Below are 16,179 nucleotides of genomic sequence, written 5' to 3' on the forward strand. Positions count from 1 at the left end.
ACTTTCATTATTATGAAAGTCGGCCTTTTTTAATGTAGTGATAATTGAATTGGTTAGTAACACAAATATATATCTAATGTATTTTAAATGCAAATAAATATAAACAGGGTACTACATTAAGTGAAATGTTCTGTAAATGCTTAAATAAGCAAAATAATCATTCATTATAGTCACTTTTTCTTTAGGTGTATAAAATATTATTTTAATGTAAATTCAATTATTTCTTTTCTTATTTCATTTCGTCTTTTAAGAACTTAGCTGTATGACTTTTTTTATTCTTAATGACTTTTTCGGGAGTTCCTGAAACTACTACTTTTCCACCACCTGCTCCACCTTCTGGACCAATATCAATAATATGATCGGCTACCTTAATCACATCAAGATTATGCTCAATGATCAACACTGTATTTCCTTTATCCACTAGTTTATGCAATACATCAAGAAGATGTTGTATATCTTCAAAATGTAGCCCTGTAGTTGGTTCATCTAAAATATAGAAAGTCTTTCCTGTATCTCTTTTTGATAATTCAGTCGCCAATTTTACTCTTTGTGCTTCCCCACCTGATAAAGTAGTGGCATGTTGTCCAAGCGTGATATATCCCAGCCCTACATCTTTTAATGCAGTTAGTTTTCGTAAAATCTTAGGATGTGCTTCAAAGAAATCAACAGCTTGATTGACTGTCATATCTAGTACATCAGAGATTGATTTACCTTTAAAACGAATTTCTAATGTTTCACGATTGTAACGTTTTCCTTTACATTCTTCACAATCGACGTATACATCCGGAAGGAAATCCATTTCAATAAGTTTTTTACCTCCACCTTGACAATTTTCACAGCGTCCTCCTTTTACATTAAAAGAGAATCGACCAGGTTTGTATCCTCTAATTTTGGATTCTGGTAATTGTGTAAACAATGTTCTAATTTCAGAGAACATGTCAGTGTATGTGGCAGGGTTAGAACGAGGTGTTCTACCGATTGGTGATTGATCTACCTCGATAACTTTATCAATATGCTCTAGTCCTTCTATACTTTTGTATGCTTTAGGTGCTTTTTTAGAGCGATATATTTTTTGATTTAAAATAGGATAAAGTGTGTCATGAATTAAAGTAGATTTACCAGATCCCGAAACGCCAGATACGACGATCATTTTTCCTAATGGGAAAGATACATCGACATTCTTTAGATTATTTCCTGTAGCACCTTTTAATAGAATTTCATGACCATTTCCTTCTCTTCTCTTTTTAGGTACTTCAATAGCCACTTTTTCACTCAAGAAATCAGCGGTAGTACTTTCTTGTTGTAAGAAAGATTTAGGATTACCGGCAGCAACTACATTTCCTCCATAAATACCCGCTTTTGGACCAATATCAAGAATATAATCAGAAGCGAGCATCATGTCTTTGTCGTGTTCTACAACAATCACTGAGTTACCTAAATCTCTTAAGTCTTGAAGAGATTTGATGAGTTTGATATTATCACGTTGATGTAAACCGATACTCGGTTCGTCCAAAATATAGAGTACACCAACGAGTTGAGTACCAATTTGTGTTGCTAGGCGGATACGTTGTGCTTCTCCACCCGATAATGTTCTTAAAGACCTATTTAAGGTGAGGTAATCTAGACCTACATTGATTAAGAATTGAGTTCTTTTTCTTAATTCCTTAAGGATCTCAGCACCGATTGTTTTTTGTCTTTCAGTTAGATCATCATCCACATTGTTGACCCAATGTCCGAAAGTGTTGATATCCATTTCGGCTAATTGAGCAATGTTTTTATCCGCTATCTTGAAATGTAGTGATTCCTTACGAAGTCTAGCACCATTACAAGTTGGACACTTTTTGATGATTGTATATTCTTCAGCCCAGTTTTTTACTTTTTCTGAACTGCTTTTTGCATGTCTTTTTAAAAATGGAATTACACCTTCAAATTGGGTAACCCAAGCAGAATCATATTTTGACTCTTTAGCTGTTAAAACTTCAATTTCCTCATCTGAACCGTGTAAAACGATTTCGATCATTTCATCACTCAATTCAGAAATAGGAGTAGAAAGTGTGTATCCTTTTTGCTTCAAGTGTTGTTCAATCATCTTGAAAATATAGATGTCTCTATATTCTCCTAAAGGAATAATACCTCCTGCAAAAATACTTTTAGAAGGATCAGGAATGACAGCTTCTTTTGTTATTTCTTCAATTTCACCCAAACCATTACATGTTTTACAAGCTCCATAAGGAGAGTTGAATGAAAACATGTTAGGAGCAGGCTCATCGTACGAGATACCTGACTTTGGGTCCATCAAGAATTTCGAGAAAAATTTGACTTTTTCTTTCTCAGGAGCTTCAGGAAAGACCGTCATCATAATGCCTTTGCCTTCTTTCATTGCCGTTTTTAAAGACTGAGTAATTCTGAAAATATCTTTTTCATTCACTTTTACTCTATCAATAACCACTTCAATATCGTGTGTTTTGTAACGGTCAACCTGCATCTTAGGAACAAGATCTAAAATCTCCCCATCCACACGAACTTTGCTATATCCTTGTTTACGAAGCTGAACAAATAGTTCTCTATAATGTCCTTTACGACCTTTAATCACTGGAGCCAGAATAATCATTTTATGACCATCATAGTGCGACATAATCCACTCGATGATTTGATCTTCTGTTTGTTTGATCATTTTCTCACCTGTTACATAAGAAAATGCTTCACCTGTACGAGCATACAAAAGTCTCAAAAAGTCATAAATCTCTGTAGTGGTACCTACTGTTGATCTAGGATTTCTTGAAGTTGTTTTTTGTTCAATTGAGATCACAGGACTTAACCCTTCAATTTTGTCTACGTCAGGACGTTCCATATTTCCAATAAAAGAACGAGCGTAGGCAGAAAAAGACTCCATATATCTTCTTTGTCCTTCTGCATAAATTGTATCAAAGGCTAAAGATGATTTGCCACTACCGGACACGCCAGTGATAACAACAAGACTATTTCTTGGGAATTTTAAATCAAAGTTTTTAAGATTGTTTTCTCTCGCACCATAAATGGCGATTTCTTCCTCGATGTATGCTTCTGAATGCTTCTCCAAAGTGATTGATAGGATGATGAAATAACAAATTCACCTTTAAAAATAACAGAAATAGTTGGGGTAGGCTATTATATTTTCATTTTTTCAGAAGAAGTACTTTAAAATGAAATTTTTAAATAAAAATATGATAAGAAACAAGGAGTTGAAACTTGATTATAAATCATTGAAAACTTTCTTCATTTTCAATTCATCTAAACCTTTTCCAAGACTATTTTGAATCGTTTCTCCATCAACTGAGTAGTACTGATATGAATATCTAGAAGTTTACCTTCAGCAATAATTCTTCTTTCGATTTCTTTATAAAAAGTGTCTGCTACTTTTAATAATTGAGCAGCACCAATACTTCCTTGTTGAAACATAACCCATGGTATTCCGTGTCGGTCTTCTTTGGTATAATAACCTCCACAACCTATGATCTTACCGTCATTGTTTTTAACCACTAAATAGTTTTCATCCGTATAATTTTCAAGAAAATCAATGAGGTATTCTTTGTCTTCAAAAGCAAAGTAATTTGGACAATTAGAATGGAAGATTTCTATAATTCTTTTCTTGTGTGATGGAGTGTATGAAAGGTATTGCATGTTGTTTAGTAGTTGATTACTATGAAATTCATTTATGTTGATAGCAAAAAACAATGATTCCTGAAAAGTATCAATAAAAAATGATAAAACGATCCTTAATATTTTAGGGAAATGATGAATATCATTCTCAAATTCATACATTTGTAGCACTAAATTATGCTATCTGAATTCACATACTTCAGATAGTGGAAAACATGTATTCACATAATCAAAAGATTTAACCATGGCAAAAGGATTTTTCAGCGTACCTAAGGCTGTAAACGAACCGATCAAAAGCTATGCTCCAGGTACTCCTGAGCGTGCTGAATTAGAAGCTAAAATTGCAGAAATGTCATCTCAAAAGATTGATGTTCCAATGTATATTGGTTCTGAAGAGGTTCGTACAGGTAACTTAGGAACTTGTGTATCTCCTCACGATCACCAAAATGTTGTAGGTGAATATCACAAAGGTGATAAAGACCATGTAACTCAAGCAATCAATGCAGCATTAGGTGCAAGAGAAGCTTGGGCGGATTTATCTTGGGAGCACAGAGCATCTATCTTCTTAAAAGCAGCAGATTTATTAGCAGGTCCTTACAGAGCGAAAATCAATGCAGCTACTGTTATTGGACAATCAAAAACAGCTCACCAAGCAGAGATTGATTCAGCATGTGAATTAATCGACTTCTTAAGATTTAACGTACAATTCATGACTGAGATCTACCAGGATCAACCTGAGTCAGCTCCAGGCATGTGGAATAGATTAGAGTACCGTCCATTAGAAGGATTTGTATTCGCTTTAACTCCATTCAACTTCACTGCAATTGCGGGTAACTTACCAACAGCTCCTGCAATGATGGGTAACACAATCGTTTGGAAGCCTTCACACGATCAAATTTACTCTGCAAATGTATTGATGGAAGTATTCAAGGAAGCTGGTGTACCTGACGGTGTAATCAACCTTGTTTATGTTTCTGGTCCAGACGCAGGTGATGTAATTTTCAATCACCCTGAGTTTGCTGGTCTTCACTTCACAGGTTCTACTGGCGTATTCCAAGATCTTTGGTCTACTATCGGTAACAACATCGCGAAGTACAACACTTACCCTCGTATCGTAGGTGAAACAGGTGGTAAAGACTTTATCTTAGCACACAAATCTGCTAAAGCTAAAGGTTTAGCTACAGGTATCACTCGTGGTGCATTTGAATTCCAAGGACAGAAATGTTCTGCAGCTTCTCGTGTATATGTTCCTTCAAACCTTTGGGAAGAAGTGAAAGGTTATATCGTTGAAGATGCAAATGATATCATCAAAAACCATATGGGTACTCCACATGATTTCAAAAACTTCTTCACAGCAGTGATCAATGAGAGATCATTTGATAAGTGTGCAGGTTATATCGACAGAGCTAATGCTTCTGATATGTGTGAAATCATCGCTGGTGGTGGATACGACAAATCAAAAGGTTACTTCGTTGAGCCAACAATCATTGTTACTAAAGATCCTAACTACGAATCAATGGTAGAAGAAATCTTTGGACCAATCGTTACAATCTATGTTTACGATGCAGAGTACTTCGATGAGGCTATGTACTTAGTGAACAACACTTCTACATATGCATTAACAGGTGCAATCTTCGCTCAAGATCGTTACGCTATCGAGTTAGCAACTAAGAAATTAGAAAATGCTGCTGGTAACTTCTACATCAATGACAAGCCAACAGGTGCAGTTGTAGGGCAACAACCTTTCGGTGGTTCTAGAGCTTCAGGTACAAACGACAAAGCGGGTTCTGCAATCAACTTAATGCGTTGGACTACTCCAAGAACAATGAAAGAAACATTCGTTTCTCCAGAAGATTACAAGTATCCATTCATGGGATAATTCTTTTGAGTTAAGAATTTAAAGTGAAAAGTTAAGAACTAAGTTTCTTGATGAAAACTTGAAAATATAATAGGGGAGGTAAGCTTTAATTAGTTTACTTCCCTTTTTTATGAATGAAGAGTTTAGAGTTAAAAAATAAGAACTAAGTTTCTTGATGAAAACTGAAAAAACATATGGAGAGAAATGATCTTTAAACATATTAAGTTCTTCATTCTTAACTTTTCATTCTTAATTCAATAACAGCTCCCACTTGTGCTTGTGCCAATTGATCACATGCCCTTTCTGTTAAATTCAAAACTCTTAAATAACCTCCAGAAGTAGGACTATCAGCCATCATTATTATGGGTATTCCCGAACTCGTAATTTGCATAGTGCCTTTTATCATTCCTGACGAAATAATTTCTTTCTGTTGCCCTAGTTCAATTTTTTCTCCCTCTAAACGATAACCTATTCTATTTATATCATTTGAAACATAGAAAATGGATTGCATTAATTGAAGTTGAGAATTTTGAGGTAAAAGTGACCATTCAGGTCCTTGGATCACCTCTAGTTCAATTTGATCAGGAAAAGGTTGCGGCTTAATAACGCTAAAACTATTGTTTAATATTTCAGGTTCAATGATTTCAATTCGATCTCCCTTTTCTAATTTACGTCCATGAAAACCTCCAAAATTGGCTGGTAAATAGGTAGATTGACTATTATAAATAGAAGGTAAATTCAATTTTCCACTAAAAGCTAAGTAGCCATACATTCCTTTTTTTGCAAAGCCAATACTCAATATATCATCAGTGGTAAGTGTAATAATTTTCCCTTGAGGAATGATTTGACTATTTAATTTCAATTCCATATGAGCTCCAAAGAAAGCGACAGAAAACTCTGTATTTGCACGAATGGTACAGCCAATCATGCAGCATTCTATTAAAGAGGTATTGAGATTATTTCCTAAAAGTGAATTAGCAATTTGTGCAGAAGATTCATCCATTAAACCAGATACAGGAATTCCTTGGTCTTGAACCCCATATCTACCACCATCTTGAATTGTAGTTAGAAAACCACCTTTTATCACTTCGAAACTCATAATTCTTCTTTTAATTGGTGGAAAGTATCAATATCAATTGAAGTAAAACGAATTTCATCTCCCATTTGCACTAATGGTTTTTGATTTAACTGAAAAATTGGAATAGGTGTTTGTCCTATAATTTGCCATCCTCCAGGAGTAGCAGAAGGATAAATACCAGTTTGTTGGTCAGCTAAACCAACAGCTCCAGCTTCAATTTTTAAACGAGGTGTTTTTTTTCGAGGAGTAAATAATTGAGGGTTTAATCCACCGAGATACATAAACCCAGGAGAGAAGCCTAGCATATAAACAGTATAGGTCTGTTGTGTATGTAATTGAATTATCTCCTCAACGCTTATTCCTTTAGCAATAGCAACTTCTTCAATATCAATACCCAATGAAGGATGATAGCAAATAGGAATCTTTACGATCTTAGTAGGTTCAGACTTTTGTGTATCAATATCCAATGCATTTATTTTTCCTTTAATTTCTTCTAAATCAAGAATCTTTTGATCAAAAATCAATGTGATAGAAGTATAGGCAGGGATGATAGACAAAAGGCCATGAATGGAAGCTTTAAGCAATGCTTTATATAAACATTTAATTTCACGATGAATTGTAAGGTCAATTTTGTTTTCAAATTGAATAAGCACACTTTTTTCTCCAAAGGCTTTAATTTCCATACCTAAAATGATTTTACTTCGATTGAATTTTCTTTTAATTTTTGTCTCACATGGTTTAAAAGTGAAAGCGCTTCAAGAGTATCACCATGAAAACAAATAGAATCAGTTTGGAGAGGAATTAATACTCCATTTTCACTTTTTATTTTTTGATGAATAATCATGTCATTAATCTGCTCCCAAACTTCCTTCTTGTCATGAATTACAGCATTACTTTTTGAACGAGGGACGAGAAAACCTTCATGCGTATATCTTCTATCGGCAAAGCTTTCTTGTATAAAAGGAATATTGTTTCGTTGGCAAAGTGATGCTAATGTTGAATTCGACATTCCCATTAATGCTAATGGATAGGGTAATTGCTGAACACTTTCCAAGATAATTTCTGCAGTCTCAATATCTTTCATGGCTTTATTATAAAGTGCACCATGAGGTTTAACATAGGTTACTTTACATTCTAATTGAGAAGCTATATTTATTAAATCCTCCATTTGCTTTTGAAGGGATACTCTTAGTTTTTCTACATCAATATCCATTTCTTTCCTTCCAAAATTAATTTTATCAGGGTAAGATGGGTGAGCGCCAATATTCACATCATATTTTTTCGCCATTAAAATAGTTTGTGTCATACTGTTGATATCCCCTGCATGACCACCACAAGCAATATTACAAGAAGAAAGCATTTTTAATAACTCTTCATCATGTGGGAATCCTTCACCTAAGTCAGCGTTTAAATCAATGAAATTCAATATAATAAAGTTTGTTACTGTCGTAATTTTATGGTTTTAATTTAATAAAAATAGAATTGAAATATTAATTTACATTTATTTATTACATGGTATTTGAATGTAAATGAATAAGTATGTTTGTAATGGAGTGTAAAAGCATATACTTACATTAAAATCAGTATAAATTTTAGTACATAAGTAGTATTTCACTGTAAATCATTCATTGTAATGTTTTCGTGTATGTATGTGTTACCTAATTACATGAATTACTTTTTGCTATGAAAAACCTAAGAAATACATTATTACTATTCTTCGTTTTACCTCTTACACTTACATCTTGTTTTGAAGACTCAAATGATGAAGTATCTGCAGATTTAACTCAAGCTATTGTCGGTCAATATTTGATTACTGGATTTCAATATGAAGGTATTCAAGAAATCGATTCTCTGGATGAAGAAGAGTTTGGAAATAGCTATATCTCTTTGATCAAAGATAACGATACACAGGTAACGGTTCGTTTAGTTTTTGAGACTGAAGAAATTGATTTTTCTTGGAATTTAAAAAATCAAAATGTAGTTCAATTGAACACAAGTGAATATTCTCATAGAGTAACGCCAGGAGAGACAAGTCTTAATAATTTGCATTTGAGTATATCAGAGACAGGAGAATTAAAAGCAACATTCTCACCTATTTTACAGCCGAATATTACAGTAATACATGCAAGGATGTAATAATTTGTAAGACCTATTCTTAATAAGAGTAGGTTTTTTTATAGTTAATATTTTTTTGATTAAAACTTATTTTAAAAATTTATGTAAAAGATCTGAAATAAACTAAAACATCGTTACTGATGAAACTTATATCACTTATCTATGTAACATAATTGAATTAGGTGAACCAAATGATTATTGGTCTGCTAGACCTAATCCTAACTTAAGTATTAAGAAATTTTAATCAAAAAAATACATTATGAAATCTAATTTTTATAGATTCTTATTATTACTTAGCTTGTTTATTTCATCTACACTTCTTCAGTCATGCAATAAAGAAGAGCCATATGAAATTCAAGGTGTAAATGGGTTTTATGTGCAAGAGAATTCAGGATTTACTAATGAACCCATTACAATTACAATTTTTGATAGAGATGATACAGAAGTAGCAAAAGGTGTAATTAGTAAGTTTACTGATACTCCAGATTTAGGAATATGTGAAACTGTAGTCAATGATTATTATTATTCGATACAATTGCCAGATGGTGTATATTATGCATATATCATTGAAGGCGATAAAGGTTCACAAAAAGGAGCATGGTTTAATGATCAAGATGGATTGAAATTAATTTTTAGTGCTGGTCAATGTATGAAATATAGTATCGGCAGTACTTTAGAAGCTAGAGAAAACCCCAATCAATAATTAATCAAGAAAAGAATGAAAATAGCTATATTAAATTTTAAATTTTTAGGTTTAATCTGTACTTTTTTAATGATTTTTCAATCATGTGATAAGAATGAGGAACCTGCTATAGTTAATGAAGGTAATATCACTTTTTATGTTGGAGGCAAAGGGGGATATACTAAAGAACCTATTGCCATCACAGTTTATAATAGTAATCAAGAACTTGTTGCAGAAGGAGAGATTAGTATATTTTCTTCATTAAGCCCAACAATGTGTGATATTTATAACACAGAGGAGTATTTCACTGTTGATCTACCTAAAGGTGAATATAAAGTATTCATAATTGAAGGTAATTCTGAAACAGTAGAAGGTGCTTGGTTTACAGATGTAGAAGGAGCAGATTTATCATTTGGTTCAGATTTCTGTAGTAATATAAGTATTGGTGAATCTGTAGATTGGTTAGCTAGACCTAACCCTAATTTAGAAGATTAATAAGTAATACTTTGATCATACAAAAAAAGCCGATCACCTCTAAAAGATGATCGGCTTTTTTGTAATTATGGAGATAACCTTAGTCTCTATTTCCTCCGAAGAAGCGTAACAGGTATAAGAATAAATTAATGAAATCTAGGTATAAGCTTAAAGCACCAAGGATAGCCATTTTTTGCGCTGATTCACCGTCAGCAATAAAATAAGACATCTCTTTCAATTTTTGAGAATCATAGGCAATTAGACCAGTGAAAATTAAAACACCAATTCCTGATGATATCCAATAAACTAGAGGGCTAGCTAAGAATATGTTCACGATTGAGGTAATAATTAAACCAACTAAGGCCATAATCAAAATATTCCCCATTGAAGTGAGGTCTTTTTTTGTTGTTAAGCCATAAACGCTCATTGCGATAAATGTACCTGCAGTTACAAAAAGAGTTGATACAATACTATTTAATGAGTAAACATAAAAAATAGTAGATAATGTAACTCCAGTCAGTGCAGAATATAATATGAATAAAACTGTACCTGTAGCGGCAGACATTTTATTGATACGTGCACTAAGGAAAAATACTAATCCGATTTGTGCTATGGCTAAAATCCAGAAGTTATTTGTAACAAAGGGCATATTGCTTGCATTGTCAGCGACAAACATTGCGACTAATGCAGTAATAATGATACCTGCACTCATCCAGCCATACACTTTTGTCATGAACGAACTTTGTATATCAGTAATTTCCTTTCCAGATCGATGCGGACGTTGGTACGCATAGTTTTGCTCTCTCATCTAGGTAATTTTTTTAGATTTTATGTTAATTTATTGATGTATTAAACGAAAATGAGAAGGTTATTGTTGCGGTGTTCCGTAGTTTCTTGCACCAAAAATAGCACTTCCCACTCGTATCATTGTACTTCCTTCTTCAACTGCAATTTGGTAGTCACCACTCATTCCCATTGAAATTTCAGAAAGTTCAACATTATCTAATTTACTAAAATTCTCTTTTAGTTTTGAAAAGAGTGTCTTTAATGAGGCGAATTCTTTTCTAACTTGATTTTCATCAGACGTATTTGTAGCCATTCCCATTAATCCGACGATACGGATATTTTTCATAGCTTGAAATTCCTCAGAAGCCAAAAAGTCAGTTACTTCTTCTTCAGAAAAACCAAATTTAGATTCTTCTTCAGCAATATATATTTGTAGAAGACAATCGATCACTCTATCATTTCCTTCTGCCCTTTTTTGTACTTCTTTTAATAATCTAGGACTATCAATAGAATGGATTAAAGAAATAAAAGGAGCGATATATTTCACTTTATTTCTTTGTAAATGACCAATCATATGCCATTGAATATCCTTTGGAAGAACTTCATGCTTATCAACAATTTCTTGCACCTTATTCTCTCCAAAAATTCTTTGATCGGCATCATATGCCTCTTGTAGCATTTCTACAGGTTTTGTTTTACTAACAGCAACTAATTTGCATGGAGTTCCTTCTAGTTTTTGTCTAAAAGAAATAAGATTTTCAGCAATAGATGTCATATTATTTTTGTTTTATGATAAGCATGAAAAGGAACGTAAGAAATATACCAGTAGCTAACAAGCCAAATACTTGATCTTTTGCTAAAATATCAGCTGAAAGATTAGCGACACCTACTAAATTCTCTTCGTATCCTTTTTCTCCTAAGCCTTCGATTAAAGTATCTTTTCCTTTAATCATTAACTCATTTAAGTCAATTTTATGTCTTTCAATCATGGTTTGACCGATTCCTTTTGTACTTAAAAGAATATAAATAAAGATAGAGTACAAAGTTGTCGTCATAGTACTTAAAGTGATTCCAATAAGAATACCTTGAGGACCAGCCATTCTACCATTATTCATCTTTAACCTAAAATAAGACATACCTCCGGCAAAGAAAAGACCATAGATAGGAAAAAACATGAATTTTAATCTACCAAAAGGGTTATCTCCAATACTGTATATAACGATAGAATAAATAAGGATGGCAATAGCTGCTAAAACACCACTAATAGCCCCGACTTTAAATAATTCGGGTCTTATAAATTTTAACTCTGTTGTTGTTGTTTGTTCTTTCATAATTCGAATTTATGCATGCAAAAGTAGCATAAGAAGGATGAACTAAGAAGAATGAGGTAAGATATTACGATCTGTTGAAGAAAAAAAAGAGAGATTTTTTAGAAGTGGCTTAAAGACGTATGATTAATAGCGTAAAATCATCATCCATTGCCTTTTTACCCATAAAAGCATAGATATCTTCCAGTATCGTATTCGCAATTTCTTTTAATGGTTTATCGACATTCTGTTCAAGAATTTCTTTCATGTAATCATAACCATATTCATCTACACCATTTTTACTTCTGGCTTCTGTAATACCATCAGTATATAGAATCATTAAATCGCCTTTTTGATAGTTGATTTCATGATTATGGATAAATTTCTTGTACGATTTATTACGAACGATACCAAGACCTAGACCTCTATTGTCTAAGAAGGTAGCTTCTTTCTTTTCTTTACTATAATAAAGTGTAGGGCAATGTCCTGCTCTAGCATAATCCACTTTTTGTGCTTCTGTATTGATATGAAGATAAGTGGCGGTGATAAAGGTATCTCTTTGGATACAGCCTGTTAATGCCGCATTTGCCTTGGTAAAAAATTCATCAGGTTTAATACCTTCCTCTCTGGCTAATGAATGATAGATACCTTTCATTTGTGCCATGTTGAAAGCTGCTTTGGGTCCTTTACCCGATACATCTGCAATGATAAAGCTTACTTCATGATCATTAAGACGATGCATATCATAATAATCACCCCCAACTACAATTGCAGGTTCCCAAGTGACAAAGACCTCAATATTTTCGTTGATTTCTTGTTTCTTAGGCATTAAGGCTTCTTGCGTTTGTTTTGCAATTTGCATACTGTTTTTATACACCTCATTCTTTACTGCATTAGAAAGTAAGTCAAGGTTAAATAAAGCAATACCAGCCTGAGCTACATAAGTATTTACAGTAGATTGCATTACAGAATCAATTGCATTGTGAAGTTTTTTCACTAATACTAGAGATCCTTTTACATCAGTATCAACATAAATTGGAATCGCTAAAATCGAACGATAGTTTCGATTGACATTCGCTTTTCTAAAGTAAGGTTGAAAATTTAATTTAATAGGTTGAGTACCATTATAATTAGCAGATTTAAGATCTTGATTCACAATCAAAATATCTTCTTTGTCAATTCCATAAATGACTTTGACATTAAAATCATTGTCAATAATCCAACCAGCATCCGCCTGTATACTTTTTAAAGAACTATGCAATAACACTTTATACACATCGGTATCTTTCTTCCCATCTCGAACAGCCAAACTCAAGTCTTTGAAGCTACTAATCTCTTGTTCTTTCTTTTCAAAAACAGAAGATGTAGGTAAACTGAAGAGCATGAAAAGGGTAGAAGATGCTGCGTAGACAAAAACAAAAAGAAATAATGTAACAGGAAATAAATTCTTTATGAGGTCATCACTAATTAGAGCTTGCTCATAAAAATAGAACCTAAAACTTGCTACAAAATAACTGAAGGCTAACATGATAAAAGCCAATTTGAATATTCCTTGCACCTTCTGCTGGAAGTTCAAATGGGGTACCCAACGTACATTTACTGAGATCATTAAGATCCAAATAATTAAAAAAGCTATTGGGATTTTGAAATAAACATCATTGATTGTTCCTATTCTTACAAAATGAGCAATCATTGTAAGACCTAGAAATATTTCAAATGCTAACCATGTATAATGTGTAAAACGTGTCTGTTCAAATAGAATTAATTTTTTCCATGTTACAAAAGTACTAATCAATAAGGTCATCAAAAGTGAGAATTCGACATGGAAAAATATAGCATAGAGGAAAGGTAAATCATATTTCAATTCATCTCTTAACCATGTTAAGAGTAGATTTACGCCCATACTAAGTAATGTAGACAGTAAAGCAACAACAAAAATTTGCCATAATAACCCTTGAAAATCCCTTTCTTTTGGCTGAAAATAAAGCCAAATCAGAAAATATGAAGAAATAATCCATATATTAAGGATAAGTCCTTTTACAAATGCTGGAAAAGGAGCATGAGCAATATTATAGTCTGTTAGATATTGTTCGCGTACACCGATCATCAAAAGTAGAATCCAACTTACGATACATGCGATCGTGCCGATTCTTTTGATGCTCTTGTAATTGAACATATCGTTTATTTTTGATGCTTTGTTAATGATATCTGTCTTTAAATATTAAAAATTTATTGGTATAATATATGTCACCTCTAAAAACATATTATATTAGTATTCTCATATCTAGATAATTTCTAGAAGGACTTATTACAAATATAATTGACTAATTGTGCTTTTTCTATCTTTATCGTGACAATATTACGGATAGATTAAATTGCTTGGTTTTTTTTGACAAGCCTCTGTGGTTAAATACAAAACAAATATATATAGATCCCCAAATTTTACATGGGTTATTAAGATAATTTTTTTAGCCTTTTTCTTATCTTCTAGTTTATTTGTTCAAGCTCAAAATGACTTATTATTGACTGGCTTGGATCGATACGAAGAGGATACGATCGGTTATGTCCATATAAATACGATAAATTTTGTTGGAAATAAAAAAACAAAACCTCAAATCATTTATAGAGAACTGGACATCCGTGAAGGTGGATTAATACCTAAAAAAAATATCAAAGAATTTATTACTTCTGAACGAAATAAAGTTTTTAATACTCAACTTTTTGAAACTGTAGATGTTATGGTGATTCATATGGGAGTTGATTCAATAAGTATAGACTTTATTTTGGTTGAGAGGTGGTACACATGGCCTGTCCCATTAATTGAACTTGCCGATAGGAGTTTTAATGAATGGTGGAATAACAGAGATGCTGACCTAAGTCGTATCCAATATGGATTAGATTTCAAACAAAGAAACATGAGAGGCCGAAATGAGACTTTAGATTTTTTAGTAAAATTAGGTTTCTCAAGACAGTTTAGCTTAGGATATTCATTTCCTTATATTGATAAAAAACAAAAAACATCTCTTTCATTTAGAGGTACTTTTAAAGAAGAAACTACTGTTGCTTACATCACGGAAGAAAATAAATTTATTGAAGTCCAAAAAGATACTGAGGTCTTAAGACGAACCTGGAATGGTATCATCAATTTTGGTAAGCGTTATGGATTTTATGATCATCATAATATCAAATTAGAATTTACAAGTGATTGGGTGGCAGATACTGTTGCGATGTTAAATCCTGATTTTTTCTTAGAAGGTAGAACGGAATTAAAATATTTCTCATTAGGATATACTTATACTAGAGATAGAAGAGATATTACAAGCTATCCTATGAATGGTTACTTTATTGAGCTAGGCTTAGAGAAAAAGGGTTTGGGCATATTCGGAGATTTAAATACTTTGACCATTGATTGGTCATTGTATAAATTTTTACCTTTAGATAAGATACAACGATTCTATTATACAATTGGGTTTGCAGGTAAACTAGGCTTTCCAGAGAAAGTACCTTACAATGATATGCGTGCTATTGGGTATGGAAGTCTTTTTGTGAGAGGATATGATAATTATGTAATTGAGGGACAAAATGCAGGGGTATTAAAAAATGAACTTCGATTTAGAGCATTATCTACAGCATTTAATTTTCAGAATATTCTAAAATCTAAACATGCGAAAAGAGTACCTATTGACATTTTATTCAAAGCTTATATCGATGCAGGGTATGCTCATTTCCCAGATGTAGCACCATCAAATGCTCAATTTACAAATACACCACTTTTAGGATATGGTGTAGGTATGGACTTTGTCACTTTCTATAGTTCAGTATTGAAGTTTGAATATTCTTTCAATCGTCACGGAAAAGGTGGAGGTTTATACTTTTACTATGCCATGGATCTTTAACCCATATTGCAGTTGCAATCATCTAAACATGCTATGATGTTGACAACAGCTTTTTCTTTTAAAGAATAATAGATGTTTTTTCCTTCTCTTTGAGAAGAAAGAATTCCTTTTAATTTCATATTAGATAAATGATGAGAAGTTAGTGACTGCTCACAGTTTAATTTTGCACAGATTTCACTTACTGATAAGCGATTGGTACAATCTAGAAGTTCTAAAATTCGTAGACGTACAGGGTGTGCAATTGTTTTTAAAATAAAAGCAGCTTTCTCAATTTTATCGTGTTCTATGGACATATTCTACTATTATTCAGTTTGATGGAATATGACAAATATACATACTTATGA

General features: G+C 32.7%; 15 protein-coding genes. 5 read left to right on the plus strand and 10 right to left on the minus strand.

Features of this window, described 5'->3' with window-relative positions; genetic code table 11:
• Nucleotides 1-229 precede the first annotated feature (229 nt).
• Both uvrA and ACXAHM_RS15645 read right to left on the minus strand, forming a co-directional pair.
• Nucleotides 230-3,079, minus strand: coding sequence for an excinuclease ABC subunit UvrA (gene uvrA, locus ACXAHM_RS15640; protein WP_474961449.1), 2,850 nt, complete (start codon nucleotides 3,077-3,079; stop codon nucleotides 230-232).
• A 191-nt stretch (nucleotides 3,080-3,270) separates the two neighbouring features.
• The gene (locus ACXAHM_RS15645; protein WP_474961452.1) at nucleotides 3,271-3,660 is read right to left on the minus strand and encodes an N-acetyltransferase; all 390 of its coding nucleotides are present in this window, start codon (nucleotides 3,658-3,660) and stop codon (nucleotides 3,271-3,273) included.
• A gap of 223 nt (nucleotides 3,661-3,883) precedes the next feature.
• Between ACXAHM_RS15645 and pruA the strand changes: the two genes are divergently transcribed.
• Nucleotides 3,884-5,518: an L-glutamate gamma-semialdehyde dehydrogenase gene (gene pruA / locus ACXAHM_RS15650; RefSeq protein WP_474961455.1), complete on the plus strand. Its 1,635-nt coding sequence runs from the start codon at nucleotides 3,884-3,886 to the stop codon at nucleotides 5,516-5,518.
• A 214-nt stretch (nucleotides 5,519-5,732) separates the two neighbouring features.
• On the opposite strand, the gene ACXAHM_RS15655 is transcribed toward pruA, so the two are convergent.
• The 3 genes from ACXAHM_RS15655 to pxpA are packed head-to-tail and all read right to left on the minus strand — an operon-like array spanning nucleotide 5,733 to nucleotide 8,001.
• On the minus strand, nucleotides 5,733-6,596 hold the full coding sequence (locus ACXAHM_RS15655; RefSeq protein WP_474961458.1) for a 5-oxoprolinase subunit C family protein: 864 nt from the start codon (nucleotides 6,594-6,596) through the stop codon (nucleotides 5,733-5,735).
• Nucleotides 6,593-7,258: a 5-oxoprolinase subunit PxpB gene (pxpB, locus tag ACXAHM_RS15660; RefSeq protein ID WP_474961462.1), complete on the minus strand. Its 666-nt coding sequence runs from the start codon at nucleotides 7,256-7,258 to the stop codon at nucleotides 6,593-6,595. Before pxpB ends, ACXAHM_RS15655 begins: the two co-directional genes overlap by 4 nt.
• A 2-nt stretch (nucleotides 7,259-7,260) precedes the next feature.
• Nucleotides 7,261-8,001, minus strand: coding sequence for a 5-oxoprolinase subunit PxpA (gene pxpA / locus ACXAHM_RS15665; protein ID WP_474961464.1), 741 nt, complete (start codon nucleotides 7,999-8,001; stop codon nucleotides 7,261-7,263).
• A 257-nt stretch (nucleotides 8,002-8,258) separates the two neighbouring features.
• On the opposite strand from pxpA, the gene ACXAHM_RS15670 reads away from it, so the two are divergent.
• The 3 genes from ACXAHM_RS15670 to ACXAHM_RS15680 all read left to right on the plus strand — a co-directional run bounded on the left by ACXAHM_RS15670 (nucleotide 8,259) and on the right by ACXAHM_RS15680 (nucleotide 9,867).
• Nucleotides 8,259-8,711, plus strand: a complete 453-nt coding sequence (locus ACXAHM_RS15670; protein ID WP_474961466.1) for a hypothetical protein — start codon at nucleotides 8,259-8,261, stop codon at nucleotides 8,709-8,711.
• Nucleotides 8,712-8,949: 238 nt separating this feature from the next.
• Nucleotides 8,950-9,393 (plus strand): hypothetical protein, encoded by a 444-nt coding sequence (locus ACXAHM_RS15675; RefSeq protein WP_474961469.1) that lies wholly within the window; start codon nucleotides 8,950-8,952, stop codon nucleotides 9,391-9,393.
• A 15-nt stretch (nucleotides 9,394-9,408) separates the two neighbouring features.
• A complete protein-coding gene (locus ACXAHM_RS15680) occupies nucleotides 9,409-9,867 on the plus strand; it encodes a hypothetical protein (protein WP_474961471.1) in 459 nt (152 codons plus the stop codon).
• A 79-nt stretch (nucleotides 9,868-9,946) separates the two neighbouring features.
• Here ACXAHM_RS15680 and ACXAHM_RS15685 read toward each other — a convergent pair whose 3' ends face one another.
• The 4 genes from ACXAHM_RS15685 to ACXAHM_RS15700 form a co-directional block, all read right to left on the minus strand.
• Nucleotides 9,947-10,654, minus strand: a complete 708-nt coding sequence (locus ACXAHM_RS15685) for a Bax inhibitor-1/YccA family protein (protein ID WP_474961474.1) — start codon at nucleotides 10,652-10,654, stop codon at nucleotides 9,947-9,949.
• A gap of 60 nt (nucleotides 10,655-10,714) precedes the next feature.
• The gene (locus ACXAHM_RS15690; protein ID WP_474961477.1) at nucleotides 10,715-11,407 is read right to left on the minus strand and encodes a YggS family pyridoxal phosphate-dependent enzyme; all 693 of its coding nucleotides are present in this window, start codon (nucleotides 11,405-11,407) and stop codon (nucleotides 10,715-10,717) included.
• A 1-nt stretch (nucleotide 11,408) separates the two neighbouring features.
• Nucleotides 11,409-11,963 carry a hypothetical protein gene (locus ACXAHM_RS15695; protein ID WP_474961481.1) on the minus strand — a complete coding sequence of 185 codons (555 nt, stop codon included), beginning with the start codon at nucleotides 11,961-11,963 and terminating at the stop codon, nucleotides 11,409-11,411.
• Between the two features lie 109 nt (nucleotides 11,964-12,072).
• Nucleotides 12,073-14,115, minus strand: a complete 2,043-nt coding sequence (locus tag ACXAHM_RS15700) for a PP2C family protein-serine/threonine phosphatase (RefSeq protein ID WP_474961485.1) — start codon at nucleotides 14,113-14,115, stop codon at nucleotides 12,073-12,075.
• A gap of 355 nt (nucleotides 14,116-14,470) precedes the next feature.
• Here ACXAHM_RS15700 and ACXAHM_RS15705 point away from each other — a divergent pair, with 355 nt between their 5' ends.
• Entirely contained in the window at nucleotides 14,471-15,835 is a 1,365-nt protein-coding gene (locus ACXAHM_RS15705; RefSeq protein ID WP_474961489.1) for a BamA/TamA family outer membrane protein, read from the plus strand.
• On the opposite strand, the gene ACXAHM_RS15710 is transcribed toward ACXAHM_RS15705, so the two are convergent.
• Nucleotides 15,832-16,128, minus strand: a complete 297-nt coding sequence (locus ACXAHM_RS15710) for an ArsR/SmtB family transcription factor (RefSeq protein WP_474961493.1) — start codon at nucleotides 16,126-16,128, stop codon at nucleotides 15,832-15,834. The two genes, ACXAHM_RS15705 and ACXAHM_RS15710, sit on opposite strands and share 4 nt — an antisense overlap.
• Between the last annotated feature and the right edge of the window lie 51 nt (nucleotides 16,129-16,179).

The organism is Flammeovirga sp. AWQ4_249 (genome assembly GCF_056161045.1).

What these genes read in the sequence shown, in the direction of transcription:
- ACXAHM_RS15700 (WP_474961485.1), bottom strand. Translation starts at nt 14,115, where the DNA reads ATGTTCAATTACAAGAGCATCAAAAGAATCGGCACGATCGCATGTATC.
- pxpB (WP_474961462.1), bottom strand. Translation starts at nt 7,258, where the DNA reads ATGGAAATTAAAGCCTTTGGAGAAAAAAGTGTGCTTATTCAATTTGAA.
- ACXAHM_RS15690 (WP_474961477.1), bottom strand. Translation starts at nt 11,407, where the DNA reads ATGACATCTATTGCTGAAAATCTTATTTCTTTTAGACAAAAACTAGAA.
- ACXAHM_RS15645 (WP_474961452.1), bottom strand. Translation starts at nt 3,660, where the DNA reads ATGCAATACCTTTCATACACTCCATCACACAAGAAAAGAATTATAGAA.
- ACXAHM_RS15655 (WP_474961458.1), bottom strand. Translation starts at nt 6,596, where the DNA reads ATGAGTTTCGAAGTGATAAAAGGTGGTTTTCTAACTACAATTCAAGAT.
- ACXAHM_RS15695 (WP_474961481.1), bottom strand. Translation starts at nt 11,963, where the DNA reads ATGAAAGAACAAACAACAACAACAGAGTTAAAATTTATAAGACCCGAA.
- ACXAHM_RS15670 (WP_474961466.1), top strand. Translation starts at nt 8,259, where the DNA reads ATGAAAAACCTAAGAAATACATTATTACTATTCTTCGTTTTACCTCTT.
- ACXAHM_RS15685 (WP_474961474.1), bottom strand. Translation starts at nt 10,654, where the DNA reads ATGAGAGAGCAAAACTATGCGTACCAACGTCCGCATCGATCTGGAAAG.
- ACXAHM_RS15680 (WP_474961471.1), top strand. Translation starts at nt 9,409, where the DNA reads ATGAAAATAGCTATATTAAATTTTAAATTTTTAGGTTTAATCTGTACT.
- pruA (WP_474961455.1), top strand. Translation starts at nt 3,884, where the DNA reads ATGGCAAAAGGATTTTTCAGCGTACCTAAGGCTGTAAACGAACCGATC.
- ACXAHM_RS15675 (WP_474961469.1), top strand. Translation starts at nt 8,950, where the DNA reads ATGAAATCTAATTTTTATAGATTCTTATTATTACTTAGCTTGTTTATT.
- ACXAHM_RS15710 (WP_474961493.1), bottom strand. Translation starts at nt 16,128, where the DNA reads ATGTCCATAGAACACGATAAAATTGAGAAAGCTGCTTTTATTTTAAAA.